At 74.1% G+C, this 14,722-nt stretch carries 15 protein-coding genes; 12 read left to right on the forward strand and 3 right to left on the reverse strand.

Annotated features, from left to right (window positions below):
* Positions 1 to 7 precede the first annotated feature (7 nt).
* On the reverse strand, positions 8 to 880 hold the full coding sequence (locus BM142_RS01490) for a M23 family metallopeptidase (protein WP_092194988.1): 873 nt from the start codon (positions 878 to 880) through the stop codon (positions 8 to 10).
* Positions 881 to 1,115: 235 nt separating this feature from the next.
* The gene (locus BM142_RS01495) at positions 1,116 to 1,982 is read right to left on the reverse strand and encodes an esterase/lipase family protein (protein WP_254790456.1); all 867 of its coding nucleotides are present in this window, start codon (positions 1,980 to 1,982) and stop codon (positions 1,116 to 1,118) included.
* A gap of 348 nt (positions 1,983 to 2,330) precedes the next feature.
* Between BM142_RS01495 and BM142_RS01500 the strand changes: the two genes are divergently transcribed.
* From BM142_RS01500 to BM142_RS01540, 9 genes are all read left to right on the forward strand, one after another.
* A complete protein-coding gene (locus BM142_RS01500) occupies positions 2,331 to 3,257 on the forward strand; it encodes a hypothetical protein (protein WP_092195194.1) in 927 nt (308 codons plus the stop codon).
* 79 nt (positions 3,258 to 3,336) lie between these two features.
* A complete protein-coding gene (locus BM142_RS01505; RefSeq protein ID WP_092194989.1) occupies positions 3,337 to 3,738 on the forward strand; it encodes a cobalamin B12-binding domain-containing protein in 402 nt (133 codons plus the stop codon).
* A 131-nt stretch (positions 3,739 to 3,869) separates the two neighbouring features.
* Complete coding sequence (gene sucC, locus BM142_RS01510; protein WP_092194990.1) at positions 3,870 to 5,030, forward strand: ADP-forming succinate--CoA ligase subunit beta; 1,161 nt, start codon at positions 3,870 to 3,872, stop codon at positions 5,028 to 5,030.
* A 30-nt stretch (positions 5,031 to 5,060) separates the two neighbouring features.
* On the forward strand, positions 5,061 to 5,936 hold the full coding sequence (gene sucD / locus BM142_RS01515) for a succinate--CoA ligase subunit alpha (protein ID WP_092194991.1): 876 nt from the start codon (positions 5,061 to 5,063) through the stop codon (positions 5,934 to 5,936).
* Between the two features lie 176 nt (positions 5,937 to 6,112).
* Positions 6,113 to 7,246, forward strand: coding sequence for a hypothetical protein (locus tag BM142_RS01520; protein ID WP_092194992.1), 1,134 nt, complete (start codon positions 6,113 to 6,115; stop codon positions 7,244 to 7,246).
* A gap of 84 nt (positions 7,247 to 7,330) precedes the next feature.
* Positions 7,331 to 8,506: a cell division protein PerM gene (locus BM142_RS01525; protein WP_092194993.1), complete on the forward strand. Its 1,176-nt coding sequence runs from the start codon at positions 7,331 to 7,333 to the stop codon at positions 8,504 to 8,506.
* Positions 8,507 to 8,586: 80 nt separating this feature from the next.
* Positions 8,587 to 9,231: a phosphoribosylglycinamide formyltransferase gene (gene purN / locus BM142_RS01530; protein ID WP_092195195.1), complete on the forward strand. Its 645-nt coding sequence runs from the start codon at positions 8,587 to 8,589 to the stop codon at positions 9,229 to 9,231.
* Entirely contained in the window at positions 9,228 to 10,778 is a 1,551-nt protein-coding gene (gene purH, locus BM142_RS01535; RefSeq protein WP_092194994.1) for a bifunctional phosphoribosylaminoimidazolecarboxamide formyltransferase/IMP cyclohydrolase, read from the forward strand. The genes purN and purH overlap by 4 nt, the downstream gene beginning before the upstream one ends.
* On the forward strand, positions 10,775 to 11,416 hold the full coding sequence (locus BM142_RS01540) for a pentapeptide repeat-containing protein (protein WP_092194995.1): 642 nt from the start codon (positions 10,775 to 10,777) through the stop codon (positions 11,414 to 11,416). Before purH ends, BM142_RS01540 begins: the two co-directional genes overlap by 4 nt.
* On the opposite strand, the gene BM142_RS01545 is transcribed toward BM142_RS01540, so the two are convergent.
* A complete protein-coding gene (locus BM142_RS01545; protein ID WP_092194996.1) occupies positions 11,413 to 11,946 on the reverse strand; it encodes a hypothetical protein in 534 nt (177 codons plus the stop codon). The genes BM142_RS01540 and BM142_RS01545 overlap by 4 nt on opposite strands.
* A 151-nt stretch (positions 11,947 to 12,097) precedes the next feature.
* On the opposite strand from BM142_RS01545, the gene BM142_RS01550 reads away from it, so the two are divergent.
* The 3 genes from BM142_RS01550 to BM142_RS01560 all read left to right on the forward strand — a co-directional run bounded on the left by BM142_RS01550 (position 12,098) and on the right by BM142_RS01560 (position 14,713).
* Complete coding sequence (locus BM142_RS01550; protein WP_092195196.1) at positions 12,098 to 12,397, forward strand: DUF3017 domain-containing protein; 300 nt, start codon at positions 12,098 to 12,100, stop codon at positions 12,395 to 12,397.
* A gap of 60 nt (positions 12,398 to 12,457) precedes the next feature.
* Entirely contained in the window at positions 12,458 to 13,411 is a 954-nt protein-coding gene (mdh, locus tag BM142_RS01555; protein ID WP_092194997.1) for a malate dehydrogenase, read from the forward strand.
* Positions 13,412 to 13,498: 87 nt separating this feature from the next.
* Entirely contained in the window at positions 13,499 to 14,713 is a 1,215-nt protein-coding gene (locus BM142_RS01560; protein WP_092194998.1) for an NADP-dependent isocitrate dehydrogenase, read from the forward strand.
* Positions 14,714 to 14,722: the final 9 nt, after the last annotated feature.

The raw sequence follows: 14,722 nt of genomic DNA on the forward strand, positions 1-14,722 counted from the left end.
ACGGCGGTCAGAGGTGGACGCCGCGCTCGGCGAGCCAGTCCTGGGGGTCGAGCGGGCGGCCGTCGATGTCGCCGCGGTGGATCTCGTAGTGCAGGTGCGGCCCGGTCGAGAAGCCCTCGTTGCCGACCTTCGCGATCTGGTCACCGGCGTGCACCAGGTCGCCGGCCCGGACGTCGTAGTAGCGCATGTGCCCGTAGATGTGCACGTTGCCGTCGGCGTCCTGGACGTAGACGGCGTTGCCGAAGCCGGCGACCCGGCCGGCCTTGATGACCACGCCGTCGGCGGCCGAGTAGATCGGGGTGCCGAGCGGGGCGGCGAGGTCCAGGCCGTAGTGCATCTGGCCCCAGCGCATGCAGTAGCAGGTGGTGAGCCGGCCCTGGGTGGGCAGGACCGTCTTCGGGGCGCGCGCGGCACGCGAGGCGGCGAGTTCGCCGAGCCGGGCCTGCGCCTCCGCCTCGGTGATGCTGCGCCGCACCCCGGCGTCGTCGATGCCGCCGAGGGCCAGGTCGGCGGCGACCCCGAGGCCGTAGTCGGAGGCGGTGCCGGTGAGCTCCTCGGACGGTCCGGTGAAGCTCGGGATCGCGGCGATGAGGGCCCCGGCGATGAGGGCGGCGAGCCAGAGGTGCGCCCGCCGGCCGGGGGGCTGGGGGAGGCGGCGGGTCCGGGACGCCGGGACGGCGGCGTCCTCCTCCGTGCTCGTCCCGGTGGCAGCCGGCTCGGGAACCACGGGGGTGTCCGAGGCGTCGCGGGCGGTGCGCGGGCGCAGCACGGCGGCCGGGTCGATCCGTGGCGCGACGTCGACGAGGGGAGCGCCCAGGGAGGCGGTGTCGCGCTCGGTCCCGGACCGCTCGAGCACCTGCGGTGCACTGCTGCGGGCCATGGCGCACCTTCCGGGTGAGCGCTGCCCTGCCGGACCGCGGAGCGGCCCGCCGGGGGAGCGGCGGCGGCGGGGGACGACGGGGCGTCGTCCGACCGGCGGTCACCGGTGCCGTGATCGAACCGTAACGATGCGTCAGGACACCGCAAAGCACCGCGCAGTACGTGTCGCGCCGTGTGCGCCGTGTGACCGAACGGGTCGAGGGCCGGCGTTCGGAGCGGGGTGGTGGGGCCCGGGCTCAGGCGACGGCGCTGCGGCCGGCGGCACGGGGTGCGGCGGCGCGGCGCCCGGCCAGCGTCACGGCCACCTCGTCCACGACCTGCCGGTGCCGCGGGAGGCTCATGTGGCCGACCCCGCGCACCAGGACGTTGCGGGCGGCGAGATCGGGGTGGTCGCAGCGGCCCGACCGCGTCGGAAGCACGACCTGGTCGAGGTCGCTGTAGATCGCGGTGACGGTCGTCGCGCAGGCGGGCGAGGGCTGGGAGAGGGCGCGCAGCACGGCCGACCCGGGCCGCAGCTGGCGGATCAGCGGCGTGGGGGCGACGTGGGCGAGCACCGATCCCTCGTGCGGCGTCCCGAGGGTGACCAGCGACTCGATCCGCCGGTCCCCGCCCTGCCGCTGCACGTGGAAGCGGGCGATCAGCCCGCCGAGGCTGTGCCCGACGACGTGCACCCGCTCGTAGCCGGTCTGCTCGCAGATCCGCTCGACCTGCCGGCCCAGGGCGGCCGCCCCGCGGGCGACGTCGGTCAGGAGGGGGCTGTAGTTCCAGGTGCACACGTGGGCGAACCCCCGTCGCCGCAGGCTGCGCTGCATCACGGAGAAGACCGAGCGGTTGTCCACCAGGCCGTGGACCAGGAGGACCGGGATGCGGGCGGCCAGCGGGTCGGCGGCGAACAGTGCCCGCGCAGCCGGTGGCTGCTGCCCCGGACGCCGGCGCGGATCGGGCCGCAGTGCCGGCACGCGGGTGCCGAGGGGGTACATGAGCAGGTGCGCCCCCACCCAGGCGAGCTCGGTGAGACCGCCGGTCAGCGCCGTCCGTGAGCACAGCGTGCGCAGCACGCTCCCCGGCTCCGTACCCGGCGCGGAGTCGTCCGCCAGCCGCACGACCCACCTCCCGACCGTCTCCGCCTCGGCGCGCGGGTTGGGCCGGCGGGCGCATGGCTATGTGGCCGTTGACACCACGGTAATGCGCCCGTGTGGTGCGCGTCACACGCAGCGCGGGGGTTCCGGCGGATCGAGTCCGGTTCGTGACCGGCTCGCGGCCACCCGGAGGCACCCGGCCGTCGGCCGCGGCCGCAGACTGGGACCGACGCCGGCGCATCCGGCAACGAAGGGGGAGCTGTGTCCCGCGACGCCCGAACGGGGCCGACCAGCCGCCGCGGAACGCCGTCCGCACGCCGTGCTGCCGTGCGGACGGCGCCGTCGGCACGGCCGGCCGAGACGCGCGCACCGATGCCGGGGGAGGGGCTGGTCGTCGGCCCGGTCCCGCGGGGCGCGCGCGGCACCGGGGTGCTGCTCGTGCTGGCGGCCCTCGCCGGTGCCGCCGCAGCGTTCCCGGCCTACCTCGTCGTGGACGGCCGGGAGCTGTCCATGGCCCAGGGGGTCGGCAGCGCGCTGGTCGCCCTGCTGGTCCCGGCCGTCCACCTCGTGGTCGGCGTGGGCCTGCTCCGTGGATCGGTGCCGAAGTTCGGTCTCGCCTACGCCGGCGTGGCGGGGGCGCTCGCCGTCGGCCAGTTGCTCATCGAGATCTACCGCGGCAGCAGTTCCACCTCCCGGCCCGCGGTGGAGGTCCTCGCCGGGGAACGGGTGCTCACCAGCGCCGTGCAACCGGCGCCCGGCTGGGTCCTCGGCCTCGTGGCCCTCGGGCTCACGGTCCTCGCCGGCGCCGCCGCCGTCCGGGTGTGGGGGCGGACCGTCATGGACGACGGCGGCAGGCTCGACGCCGTCCGCTCCGGTCTCGCCGGGGCCGCCGTCCTGCTGGGCGTCGGGGCCGTCCTGTGCCTCGCCCTCCCGGCCGCCGACGTCCCGGACCAGCTGGTCGTCGACCCCACGACGGGGCTGGAGGTGGTGGTGACCCAGGAGGGGCCGCAGGCGCTGCTCGAGCGGCCCGGTCTGGCGCTCATGGGCGGGCTGCTGCTCGCCGGCGCGGTGGTCCTCTGCTCGGTCGTCGCGCCCTCGCTGCGCCCCCGGCTCGCCGTCGTCGGCGGGCTGCTCGCGCTGACCGCCACCGTCCTGGGCCTCGCGCTCGCGGGCCTGCGGGACGCGGTCGCCTCCGACGAGCTGGACTGGACCGTCCCGGGAGCGGGACTGCTCCTCGCCGGGCTGGCGTACGCGGGGCTCACCGTGCTCGCCTGGCGGCTGCGGCGCGGCGTCGGCTGACCGACCCCGGTGCGGGTCCACACCGAGCGCGCCCGTGGACGGGTGGGTGCCGGGGCGTTCTGTCACTAGGCTGCGCCTCGTGGACGAACGCATCCGGGTGGTCATCGCCAAACCGGGCCTCGACGGGCACGACCGCGGCGCCAAGATCGTGGCGCGCGCGCTGCGCGACGCCGGGATGGAGGTGGTCTACACCGGTCTGCACCAGACGCCGGAGCAGATCGTCGAGACGGTGGTCCAGGAGGACGCCGACGCCGTCGGCCTGTCCGTGCTCTCCGGTGCCCACATGACCCTCTTCGCCCGGCTGCGCGAGCTGCTGGACGCGCGGGGCATCGACGACGTCGTCGTCTTCGGCGGCGGGATCATCCCCGACGAGGACCTCCCCGAGCTCGAGCGGCTGGGGGTCGGCCGGATTTTCACCCCCGGGGCCACCACCACCGACATCGTCGACTGGGTCCAGCAGCACGTGGGCGCACCCGCCTGACGTTTCCCCCGGCGTCGGCGCCCCGACCTGCAGCGAACGGGTGACACGGCGTGTGATGCCCCCCACGACGTCCGGCTCGCTGCCCCGCCCGAGGGGGCGGCCGGGTTACGGGCGGGCTACGGTGCCTGATCGTGGATCTCTTCGAGTACCAGGCCCGTGACCTGTTGGCCTCGCACGGCGTGCCCGTGCTCCCTGGAGGCGTCGCCGAGACGCCGGAGGAGGCGGAGGCGATCGCCCGTGAGATCGCCCAGCCCGTCGTCGTCAAGGCGCAGGTGAAGGTCGGCGGCCGCGGCAAGGCCGGCGGTGTGAAGCTGGCCGACAACCCCGAGGACGCCCGGGCCCGCGCCCAGGACATCCTCGGGCTGGACATCAAGGGGCACATCACGCACAAGGTGATGGTGGCCCAGGCCAGCGACATCGCCGAGGAGTACTACTTCTCCTACCTGCTCGACCGGTCCAACCGCACCTTCCTGGCCATGGCCTCGAAGGAGGGCGGCATGGAGATCGAGCAGCTCGCGGTCGAGCGCCCGGAGGCGCTGGCCCGCATCCCGGTCGACGCCTCCAAGGGCGTCGACGAGGCCAAGGCCGCCGAGATCGTGGACGCGGCAGGCTTTCCGGCCGACGTCCGCGACCAGGTGATCGCGATCGCCGTCCGGCTCTGGGACGTGTTCTCGAAGGAGGACGCCACCCTGGTCGAGATCAACCCGCTGGCCAAGGCTCCCGACGGCACGGTGCTGGCGCTCGACGCGAAGGTGACCCTCGACGCCAACGCCGACTTCCGGCAGACCGAGCACGCCGCCCTCGAGGACGCCGCCGCCGCCGACCCGCTCGAGGCGCGGGCCAAGGAGAAGAACCTCAACTACGTGAAGCTCGAGGGCGAGGTCGGCATCATCGGCAACGGTGCCGGCCTGGTCATGAGCACCCTCGACGTCGTCGCCTACGCCGGTGAGGAGTTCGGCGGCGTCAAGCCGGCGAACTTCCTCGACATCGGCGGCGGCGCCTCGGCCGAGGTGATGGCCAACGGCCTGGAGATCATCCTCTCCGACCCGGCGGTCAAGAGCGTGTTCGTCAACGTCTTCGGCGGGATCACCTCCTGCGACGCCGTCGCGAACGGGATCGTCTCCGCCCTCGGCATCCTGGGCGACGAGGCGACCAAGCCGCTGGTCGTCCGGCTCGACGGCAACAACGTCGAGGAGGGCCGGCGGATCCTCGCCGAGGCCAACCACCCCCTGGTGACCGTGGTCGACACGATGGACGGCGCCGCGCGCCGGGCCGCCGAACTCGCCGCCTGATCGCCCCGACTCCGGACTAGGACACAGCAGATGTCGATCTTCCTCAACGAGAACAGCAAGGTCATCGTCCAGGGCATGACCGGCTCCGAGGGCAGCAAGCACACATCGCGCATGCTCGCCTCCGGAACCGCCATCGTCGGCGGCGTGAACCCCCGCAAGGCCGGGACCAGCGTCGACTTCGACGGCACCGGCGTCCCGGTCTTCGGTGGCGTCGCCGAGGCCATGAAGGAGACCGGCGCCGACGTCAGCGTCATCTTCGTGCCGCCGCCGTTCGCCAAGGCCGCCGTCATCGAGGCCGTGGACGCGGGCATCGGCCTCGCCGTCGTCATCACCGAGGGCATCCCGGTGCACGACTCGACCTACTTCTGGGCGCACGCCCAGGGCAGCTCGACCCGCATCATCGGGCCGAACTGTCCCGGGCTGATCAGCCCCGGGCGCTCGAACGCCGGCATCATCCCGGCCAACATCACCCAGGGCGGGAAGATCGGGCTGGTCAGCAAGTCCGGCACCCTGACCTACCAGATGATGTACGAGCTCCGGGACATCGGTTTCTCCACCGCCGTCGGCATCGGTGGGGACCCGGTCATCGGCACCACGCACATCGACTGCCTCCAGGCGTTCCAGGACGACCCGGAGACCGAGGCCATCGTGATGATCGGCGAGATCGGTGGTGACGCGGAGGAGCGCGCCGCCGACTTCGTCAAGGCCAACGTCACCAAGCCCGTGGTCGGCTACGTCGCCGGCTTCACCGCGCCCGAGGGCAAGACGATGGGCCACGCCGGCGCCATCGTCTCCGGCTCGGCCGGCACCGCACAGGCCAAGAAGGAGGCCCTCGAGGCCGCCGGTGTGCGCGTGGGCAAGACGCCGTCGGAGACCGCCCGGCTCATGCGCGAGATCGTCGGCTAGGCATACCTCCTCCCGGCCCCCGCTCGGGGGTGGTTCCCTGGGAGGGGGCCGCGCTGCCCGGTGTCCCCCTCCCGGGGCGCCGGGCAGCGGTGTCTCGGCCGCCCTGCGAAGATCGCGCTCCGACGACGCGCGGCGCCGTCGCCGCACCCCCGATCACCAGCGAGGAGAGCCCTGCGATGACCGCCAGCCAGCCGCCCGAGCCCCCTCCGGGTGGGCAGCCGGAGCGGGAGCAGGCGCCCTCCGGCCAGCAGCCCCCCTCGGGTCCGCCGCGCGCGTACGACGCCGGGGACCGGTCCGGGCAGCAGCCGCCGCCCGGCTACGGACAGCAGCCGTCGCCCGGCTACGGGCAGCAGCAGCCGCCCGGCTACGGGCCTCCGCCGGGTTTCGGGTCCACGCCGGCGTACGGGTCTCCGCCGGGGTACGGGTCTCCGCCGGGGTACGGACCACCGCCGGGGTACGGGCCACCGCCCGGCTACGGGCCGCCCCCCGGCTACGGGCAGCAGCCGCCGCCCGGCTACGGGCCTCCGCCGGGGTACGGCGCCCCGCCCGGCTACGGGCCGCCGCAGGGATACCCGGGCGGCTACGGGCCCACCGGCTACGGGCCGCCCGCCTACGGCCAGGGCCCGCACCCGTACGCGCGGCCGGCCCACCCTCCGGCGTCCTTCTCCTTCGATCTCTCGCGGCTGAAGCCGGCCGACTACGCCCTGCCGGGCGGCACGCTGCTGTTCTTCGTGCTGGCCTTCTTCCCGTGGCTCAGCTTCGGTGACGAGTTCTTCGGCATCCAGCTCAGCGGCTGGGAGCTCGGCCAGGTGACGTCGGCCTTCGTGCTGTTCCTCCTGGCGACCGCGTGGGCGCTCCTGCCGGCCTTCGTGGACATGACCGTGGGTTTCCCGCGGTCGTGGATCACGGTGGGCCTGGTGGGGCTGGGCTGGCTGTTCACCCTCTTCGCCTGGCTGGACGCGCTGGACGCCGGATTCTCCGTCTGGCCGCTGCTCGGTCTCCTGACGGCGACGGCGCTCCTCGTGGTCGCCGTGCTGGCGCTGACGGCGGAGGTCCGTGCCGCGCCGGCGACGCGCCCGTCGACCACCGCGCCGTGGCCCGGCCCGCCGGCGCAGGGCTTCGGGCAGGCCTATCCGCAGTCGCCCTACGGGCCCGGCGGGCCCGTCCAGGGGCAGCCCGTCCAGCCGTACGGACACCAGCCGCCGCCACCCAGTCCTACGGCGCCCAGCCCTCCGGCGCCCCCGGGTGGGTCGACCGCGTCGGGTGAGGGCACGGGCACGCCGGGTCCCGACGGGCGGTCCACTCCCTGACGCCCACGCCGGGGCGCCCCGATATCGCTCGGGACCTCGGCGCGTGCGGCTCGGTCCCCGGCCGCTCCTTGGGACAGTGGTGACGTGGTCTCCCTGCTCGCCCGTCTGCCCCGGGGCAACCACCTGGCCGCACTCCCGCTCGCCGGCCTGGCCGCGGCGGCGTCCGTCGCCGTCAGCGCTGCCGCGCTCGCCGGGCTGGCGCTCGCCCTCGTCGTCGTCCAGACCCTCGACCCCGCCGGTGGCCAGTCCGTCGGCGACTCCGTCGTCCTGGCCGGGCGGCTGCTGCTGCTCGCGCAGGGTGGAGAGCTCCGCCTGGCCTCCGGCCCCCTGGTCCTCGCGCCGCTGCTGCTCACCCTGGGCCTGGCCTGGGGGCTGTCGCAGGCCGGCCGCGGAATCGCCCGGCTCCGCGCCCCGGTGAGCCCGCGGGACGCCGTCCGGACGGTCGGCGTCGTCGCCGGCGTGCACGTGCTGCTCGTGCTGGGACTGGCGCTCGTGGTCGACGCCCCGGAGGCGCGCGTCGGGCTCATCCGGACGGCGCTGGGGGCCACGGTGCTCGCCGTGCTCGCCGCCGGGTGGGGCGTGCTCCGGGAATCCGGCCTGCTCGACGACGTCCTGGACCGGGGACCGGCGCGGGCGGTGCTCCGCGGGGTCCTCGCGGGCCTGCTGACGGCGCTCGGGCTGTGCACCGTCGTGGTCGCCGTCGCCGTGGTCTCCGACGCCGGTGGCCATGCCGCGCTGGCCGGATCGCTGGGCGGGGCGGGGGCCGGCGCGGTCGGGCTCCTCGGCCTCGAGTTGGTCCTGCTGCCCAATGCCGCCGCCGCGGTGCTGGGCCTGGCCGCGGGGCCCGGCTTCCACGTCGGCTCCGGCACCCTGGTGTCCGTGCACGGGGTGACCCTGGACGCGGTCCCCGCGCTGCCCCTGCTGGCCGCCCTGCCGGACACCCAGGCGGTCCCCCTGATCGCCTTCGCGTCGCAGGCCGTGCCCGCCCTGGCCGGGCTCGTCGCCGGCCTCACCATGGCGCGCTGGCTGCGGGACGACGCCGGCGGCTCGGTGGTCGCCGGGCTCACCGGCATCCTCACCGGCGGGCTGCTGGGGGTGGCGGCCGGCCTCCTGGTCTGGCTGGCCGGCGGATCCCTGGGGGACGGTGCCCTGGCCGAGGTGGGCGCCCCGCCGATCGCCACCGCCGTCGCGATCGCGGCGCAGGCGGCGATCGCGGCCGCCGTCGGTGCCGCGGTCAGCCGCTGGCGCGCCCTCGGCTGAGACGGCCCCGGGAGCCCTCCCGGGTTCGGCCGCGGTGGGGAGGAGGAGGTCCGCCGCGCGGTCCTTATAGGGTCGTGGGCGTGGCTGCGGGCGGGACGGAGGACGCAGCCGGACCCGTCCCGCGGGCCCGTGTCGCCGTCCTGCTGTCCGGGACCGGTTCGCTCTGCGCGGCACTGCTGGCCGCGACCGACGACCCCGGCTATCCGGCCGAGGTCGTCGTGGTCGGCAGCGACCGGGAGGCCGACGGGCTGGCGCACGCGAGACGGCGGGGCATCCCCACGTTCACCTGCCCGCTCGCCGAGCACCCGGACCGCGGCGCCTGGGACCGTGCCCTGGCCGGCGCGCTGGCCGGCCACGACCCCGAGCTGGTCGTGTCCGCCGGGTTCATGAAGCTGGTCGGGCCGGCCGTGCTGGACGCCTTCGGCGGTCGGCTGATCAACACCCACCCGGCCCTGCTGCCGGCCTTCCCCGGGGCGCACGCCGTCCGCGACGCCCTGGCGGCCGGGGTGCCGGTGACGGGTGCGACCGTGCACCTGGTGGACGCCGGTCTCGACAGCGGCCCGGTGCTCGCCCAGCGCGAGGTCGCCGTCCACCCGGGCGACGACGAGGCTCGGCTGCACGAGCGGATCAAGCAGGTGGAGCGCGAGCTCCTGGTGGAGACGGTGGCCGCGCTGGTCACGCCCACCGGAACGGCACCGCGAGGAACGAGGAAGAGCGACCGATGAGTGACCGCACCCCCATCCGCCGGGCCCTGCTGGGCGTCTACGACAAGGCGGGCGTCGAGGAGCTGGCCGCGGGGCTGGCCGCGGCCGGCGTCGAGCTGGTCAGCACCGGGGCGACCGCCCGGCGGATCGCCGAAGCCGGCATCCCGGTGACCCCGGTCGAGCAGGTGACCGGCTTCCCCGAGTGCCTGGACGGCCGGGTGAAGACCCTGCACCCGGCCGTCCACGCCGGGATCCTCGCCGACCGGCGCCGGCCCGAGCACGTCGCCCAGCTGGAGGAGCTGGGGATCGCGCCGTTCGACCTGGTGGTCGTCAACCTCTACCCCTTCACCGAGACGGTCGCCTCCGGGGCGAGCTCCGACGAGTGCGTCGAGCAGATCGACATCGGCGGGCCGGCCATGGTGCGGGCGGCGGCGAAGAACCACCCGTCCGTCGCCGTCGTCGTCGACCCGGCCCGTTACGGCGACGTCCTCACCGCGGTCGCCGAGGGCGGCTTCACGCTGGCCGAGCGCCGGCGGCTGGCCGCGGCGGCGTTCCGGCACACCGCCTCCTACGACATCGCCGTCGCCTCCTGGCTGGGCAACGTCGTGGCGCCGGACGACGACAGCGGCTTCCCGGCCTGGGCCGGTGCGAGCTGGGAGCGGGCCGACGTCCTGCGCTACGGCGAGAACCCGCACCAGAGCGCGGCGCTGTACCGCGGCGTGCAGCCGGGCCTGGCGCACGCCGAGCAGCTGCACGGCAAGGAGATGTCCTACAACAACTACGTGGACACCGACGCCGCCTGGCGGGCCGCCCACGACCACGCCGACCCCTGCGTCGCGATCATCAAGCACGCCAACCCGTGCGGCATCGCCGTCGGGCCCGACATCGCCTCGGCGCACCGCAAGGCGCACGCCTGCGACCCCCTCTCGGCGTTCGGCGGCGTGATCGCGGCCAACCGGGAGGTCGACCTCACGATGGCCGAGCAGGTCGCCGACGTCTTCACCGAGGTGATCGTCGCCCCGTCGTTCACCGACGACGCACTCGCCGTCCTGACCGGGAAGAAGAACCTCCGGCTGCTGCGGCTGCCGCACCTCCCCGCCGCGGGGGCCGAGATGCGCCCGATCAGCGGCGGACTGCTCCTGCAGGTCGTCGACCGCCTCGACGCCCCCGGCGACGACCCCACGACGTGGACGCTGGCCACCGGTGAGCCGCTGGACGCCGCCGGGCTCGACGACCTGGTGTTCGCCTGGCGGGCGGTCCGCGCCGTGAAGAGCAACGCGATCCTGCTGGCCCACGACCGGGCCACCGTCGGCGTCGGCATGGGCCAGGTCAACCGGGTGGACTCCGCCCGGCTCGCCGTGTCGCGGGCGGGGGAGCGGGCGGCCGGGTCGGTCGCGGCCTCCGACGCGTTCTTCCCCTTCGCCGACGGGCTGCAGGTGCTGCTGGACGCCGGGGTGCGCGCGGTCGTCCAGCCCGGTGGCTCGCTGCGGGACGAGGAGGTGGTCGCCGCCGCGGCCGCCGCCGGCGTGCCGCTCTACCTGACCGGCACCCGCCACTTCGCCCATTGAGCCCGCGGTACTCGTCCCGCCCGCAGGTCGGTCCTCCCCAGGCCGGTGCGGAGCTCGAGGGGGCGGACTTCGCCCGCGTCGACTGGTGGGGCGCCGAGCTCGACGGCGTCACCTTCACCCGGTGCCGGTTCGACGACGCCGGGCTGGAGGAGCTGGTCACCCGGCGCTGCGTCTTCGACCAGTGCGCGCTCACCGGGGTGCGGATGGGCGGCTCCCGGCACCTGGGGTCGGCGTTCCTCTCCTGCCGCTTCGACCGGGCCAAGCTGATCGACGTCACGTGGGACGGCTGCAAGCTGACCGGCTCGCAGTTCCCGGGGGCGCAGCTGCGGCCGATGACGGCGACCGAGTGCGACTGGAGCTACGTCTCCCTGCGGGGGGCGGACCTCTCCGCGCTGGACCTCTCCGGGCAGCGGCTGCGCGAGGCCGACCTCACCGACGCCGACCTGCGCGGCGCCGACCTCACGCACGCCGACCTGGCGCGGGTCCGGCTGCAGGGCGCGAAGCTGCGCGGCGCCGATCTGCGCGGCGCGTCGACGGACGGGTTCAACTGGCAGGCCTTCGAGCTCACCGACGTCCGGATCGACCTCGCCCAGGCCGTCCAGTTCGCCGCCGCCCACGGCGCCGTCGTGGCGAGCTAGCGCGGGTGCTTCTTGCCGGTGAGGATGGCCTTGAGGCTCCCCAGCAGCCCGAGGACCGCGACGATGATCGCGCAGTAGAAACCCGGCCCGAAGAAGCCGAAGTCCCAGTCGGCGTCCTGGAGGGGGACGAGCACCGCCGCCGTCACCACCAGGCTGACCAGCAGGGCCAGCAGCCCGAAGAAGCGGTGCGAGCGCATCGGCAGCCACATGAGGATCCCGAGGACGAAGAGGACCCCGCCGCCCAGCACGACTGCCAGCGGCTGCCACAGCCCGTCGTCGAAGATGTTCCCCAGGTCGTCGAAGCCGTTGCGGACCAGGCCCCAGCCGGAGATGTCGTCGTCGGTCAGCCAGTCCATGAGCAGGCTGAGGCCGGCCGCGATCCCGGCGAGGATCAGCAGCAGTCCACCGAGGCTCTCCGGACCGCGGATGCCGACCGGCCGGTCGGAGTACTGAGGCGTGGTGGTGTGCTCGGGGGCCGGCGTACCCCCGTAGGCGGTCGCCCCGGTCCGCTCGTTCTCGGGCTGGCTCATCTGCGTACCTCCGGCGATCGGCGAGCGCGGGGGAGTGTCCGCTGCGCCCTGAGCCTAGGACCGCGCGGCCGGTCCCGGGGCCGCTCGGGCAGACTGTCCGCGTGCCCGCGACGACTCCCGGCGGTCAGGCGACGGCGCGGTGCGCCGGGCCGTGACGCGTCCACCGCTCTACGTCCGGCGGCCGTTCCTCGCCGGGCTGCTGCGCCAGCTGCCCCTGCTGGCGGTCCTCGGCGTCGTCGGGGCGGGCCTGCTGATGGTCGGCGTCGGGCACTGGCGGCAGGGGCTGGCCGTGGTGGGCGCCGCGCTCGTGGGTGCGGGGCTCCTGCGCGCCGTCCTCCCGGTGCGGCGGGTGGGCTTCCTGGCGGTGCGCAGCCGGCCGGTGGACGTCGTCCTCATGGCGGGCACCGGGCTGCTCCTCACCGTGCTGGCCCTGCTCATCCCCGCCGGGTGAGGAAGCTCCCGGGAGGGGGCCGGTCGGCGGCGGTGCGGACTCAGCGATAGGTTGCTGGCCATGGCAGACACGTCCAGGCAGGGCAAGGTCACCGTCGTCGGCGCCGGTTTCTACGGCTCCACCACCGCTCTCCGTCTCGCCGAGTACGACATCGTCGAGACCGTCGTCCTCACCGACATCGTCGAGGGCAAGCCCGAGGGCATCGCCCTCGACATGAACCAGTCGCGGCCCATCGAGGGCTTCGAGACCAAGGTCGTCGGCGTGGGCGGGGGGTCCTACGAGGGCACCGAGGGCTCCGACGTCGTCGTCATCACCGCGGGACTCCCGCGCAAGCCCGGCATGAGCCGGATGGACCTGATCGAGACCAACGCGAAGATCGTGCGCCAGGTCGCGGAGAACATCGCCTCGACCTCGCCCGACGCGGTGATCATCGTCGTGTCCAACCCGCTGGACGAGATGACGGCGCTGGCCCAGCTGGCCACCGGCTTCCCGAAGAACCGGGTGATGGGCCAGGCCGGCATGCTCGACACCGCGCGCTTCACCAACAACGTGGCCGAGGAGCTCGGCGTGCCGGTCTCCTCGGTGCGGACCCTGACCCTGGGATCGCACGGCGACACGATGGTGCCGGTGCCCTCGCGCTGCACCGTCGACGGCAAGCCGCTGTCGGACGTGATGGCCGCCGACCGCATCGAGCACCTGGTCGACCGCACCCGCAACGGCGGCGCCGAGGTCGTGGCGCTGCTGAAGACCGGCTCGGCTTACTACGCGCCGTCGGCCGCCGCCGCCCGCATGGCCAAGGCCGTGCTGGAGGACTCCGGCGAGGTCATGCCGGTCTGCGCCTGGGTCGACGGCGAGTACGGGATCAACGGTGTCTACCTGGGCGTCGAGGCCGAGATCGGTCGACAGGGTGTGCGGAAGGTCGTCGAGGGCGACCTGTCCGAGAGCGAGCTGGCCGGGCTGCGGGACGCGGCCGAGGCCGTGCGCGCCAAGCAGGCTGACGTAGCCGACCTCTGAAGAAGTAGAAGGACCCCGTCCTTCTCACCCCTCGCAAGCTCGGGGTGAGCCTCGGGACGGGGCCACAACAGCACAAGGAGAAATTGCGTGGCGAAGATCAAGGTCGAGGGCACGGTCGTCGAGCTCGACGGCGACGAGATGACCCGGATCATCTGGCAGTTCATCAAGGACCAGCTGATCCTCCCGTACCTCGACGTGAACCTGGAGTACTACGACCTGGGCATCGAGGCGCGCGACGCGACCGACGACCAGATCACCGTCGACTCCGCGAACGCCATCAAGAAGCACGGCGTCGGGGTCAAGTGCGCCACGATCACCCCGGACGAGGCACGCGTCGAGGAGTTCGGCCTCAAGCGCATGTACCGCTCGCCCAACGGGACGATCCGCAACATCCTCGGCGGCGTCATCTTCCGCGAGCCGATCATCATGCAGAACGTGCCGCGGCTGGTGCCGGGCTGGACCAAGCCGATCGTCGTCGGCCGCCACGCCTTCGGCGACCAGTACCGCGCCACCGACTTCCGCTTCCCCGGTGAGGGCACGCTGACGATCACCTTCACGCCGAAGGACGGCTCGGCGCCGATCGAGCACGAGGTCTTCCAGTCCCCGGGCGGCGGCGTCGCGATGGCGATGTACAACCTCGACGACTCGATCCGCGACTTCGCCCGCGCGTCGATGAACTACGGGCTGCAGCGCGAGTACCCGGTCTACCTGTCGACCAAGAACACGATCCTCAAGGCCTACGACGGCCGCTTCAAGGACCTGTTCGAGGAGGTCTTCCAGGCCGAGTTCAAGGACAAGTTCGAGGCCGCCGGCATCACCTACGAGCACCGGCTGATCGACGACATGGTCGCCGCCTCCCTCAAGTGGGAGGGCGGCTACGTCTGGGCGTGCAAGAACTACGACGGCGACGTGCAGTCCGACACCGTGGCGCAGGGCTTCGGCTCGCTCGGCCTCATGACGTCGGTGCTGATGAGCCCCGACGGCCGCACCGTCGAGGCCGAGGCGGCGCACGGCACGGTGACCCGCCACTTCCGGCAGCACCAGCAGGGTAAGGAGACGTCGACCAACCCGATCGCGTCGATCTTCGCCTGGACGCGGGGTCTGGCCCACCGCGGCAAGCTGGACGACACCCCCGAGGTGACCCGCTTCGCCGAGACGCTGGAGAAGGTCTGCATCGACACCGTCGAGAGCGGTCAGATGACCAAGGACCTCGCGCTGCTCATCTCCAAGGACCAGCCGTGGCTGACCACCCAGGACTTCCTGGCGGCCATCGACAGCAACCTGCAGAAGGCCATGGCCTAGAGGAACACC

This window comes from Blastococcus tunisiensis (genome assembly GCF_900112815.1).
Classification (GTDB): Bacteria; Actinomycetota; Actinomycetes; order Mycobacteriales; family Geodermatophilaceae; genus Blastococcus_B; species Blastococcus_B tunisiensis.